Here is a 1,641-nt window from a genome sequence, read left to right on the forward strand (position 1 = left end):
TTCCATATGGGAGGATGACGACAGCTTCATAAGGTCAGACTATATGGTGATCAACAAGCGGGTCACTTCGGAAAACACCTTCGGAGGGGAAACAGGCTTTACAGCCGATGAACTTGAGGAGATAGAAAATCAGCAGTGGGTGAAGCGTGTGGCACCTTTTGCCTCCGCCGATTATAGGGTTTCCGCATCGGTGACACAGCAGGGGAGAGGTCTTTCGACCTATATGTTCTTCGAATCCATACCGGGGGATTTCGTGGATGTTCCCGCATCGCAATGGGGATGGCGAGAGGGAAGTGATGAAATTCCGGTGATTATCTCCAAGGATTACCTGACACTATACAATTTCGGTTTTGCATCATCGGCAGGTTTGCCCCAGATGTCGGAGGGTCTGATGAGCGGCATCCCTCTTACCCTGACGCTGCGGAGTGAAGACGGAATGCGTACGCTTCAGTTTCACGGGCGGGTTGCTGGTTATTCGAACAGACTCAACACGATTCTTGTGCCCCAGGAATTCATGGACTGGAGCAATGCGGCTCTTGGCACGGGAAAAGTTAAAAATCCGTCACGTCTCATCATCGAGGTATCCCGTCCGGGGGATGTGGCTATCAAGGATTTCATTGCCGGACATGATTACGAGATAGCGGGAGACAAGTCGGCGACATCCGCCTCGTTCCTTCTGCGTGTTGTGGTAGGAATTGTTTTGGCGATAGGGATTGTGATCACCCTTCTCTCATTTTTCATACTGCTTCTGTCAATCTCTTTGCTTATGGAGAAAAACCGCGATAAGCTTCATTCCCTTCTTATGTTAGGTTATGACACGTCTGTAGTCGGCGCTCCTTATCGGCGCATCGTTGTCGTGGCATCTGCCGGGGCGTTTCTTCTGGCGATAGGATGCGTGTTTATATTGCGGGCATATTATCTCCCCGCGCTCGAGGGTCTTGATGCCGTAAGCGGTTCGGTGTTGCCGATGCTTCTTCTGGGGGCTGTTCTGACAGCGGCAATAATCCTGTTCAATCTTATGGCAATATCGCGCAAGGTGAGGGGTGCCTGGCGTATCAGACGCTGATTCCCGTAATGTCCGTGTGAGTGAATGCACGTTTCATGAACCAATCCCGAAATCATTGTGTTTGAATGATAACCGGGCTATTGAGTTATATCGAATATTTAATACTTAATACTTAATACTTATTATACTATGAATACACAGAAAATCAAAGAGCTGAAGGATGACAAGGGGGTCGTTCTGGTTGAGTTTTATGCATCGTGGTGTCCACATTGCAAAAGGATGATGCCTGTTGTCGAAGATGTAAAGGCATTGTTTGCTGGTCAGGTCAATGTCTACCAGTTTGATATTGACGAAAACGAATCGCTCGCCAAAGAGCTTGGCGTGAGTTCAATACCTACATTCATCGTATTTGCCGGAGGTGAAGAGAAATGGAGAGGCAGCGGCGAGATGGACGGCAATGCACTCGCATCCAGAATTGAGGCTGAACTTTAGTACGTATGTTACGAATACGTATGTTTTACCGTATCGACACCAATGAAAAACTCGGAGCGCACGTGTTGACTCCGATTGAGATGAACCGTATTCATATGGAAAGCGGGGAGCATTCGGAAGTAGATGATTCTCATGTATAACTT

3 protein-coding genes are annotated in these 1,641 nt (G+C 48.1%); all 3 read left to right on the plus strand.

The window, feature by feature from the left end:
* A partial coding sequence (locus JX312_RS13295) for an ABC transporter permease (RefSeq protein WP_204458397.1) occupies positions 1–1,066 on the plus strand: 1,066 nt, incomplete at its 5' end.
* Positions 1,067–1,195: 129 nt separating this feature from the next.
* Positions 1,196–1,498 (plus strand): co-chaperone YbbN, encoded by a 303-nt coding sequence (locus tag JX312_RS13300; protein ID WP_204458398.1) that lies wholly within the window; start codon positions 1,196–1,198, stop codon positions 1,496–1,498.
* 5 nt (positions 1,499–1,503) lie between these two features.
* Positions 1,504–1,638: a hypothetical protein gene (locus JX312_RS14260; protein ID WP_255563931.1), complete on the plus strand. Its 135-nt coding sequence runs from the start codon at positions 1,504–1,506 to the stop codon at positions 1,636–1,638.
* Positions 1,639–1,641: the final 3 nt, after the last annotated feature.

The sequence above is a fragment of the Barnesiella sp. CU968 genome, from assembly GCF_905219685.1.
Taxonomy (GTDB): Bacteria; Bacteroidota; Bacteroidia; order Bacteroidales; family Muribaculaceae; genus Lepagella; species Lepagella muris_A.

Excerpts from the sequence above, each read along its gene's own strand:
- JX312_RS14260 (WP_255563931.1), top strand. The coding sequence starts at position 1,504 with ATGTTACGAATACGTATGTTTTACCGTATCGACACCAATGAAAAACTC.
- JX312_RS13300 (WP_204458398.1), top strand. The coding sequence starts at position 1,196 with ATGAATACACAGAAAATCAAAGAGCTGAAGGATGACAAGGGGGTCGTT.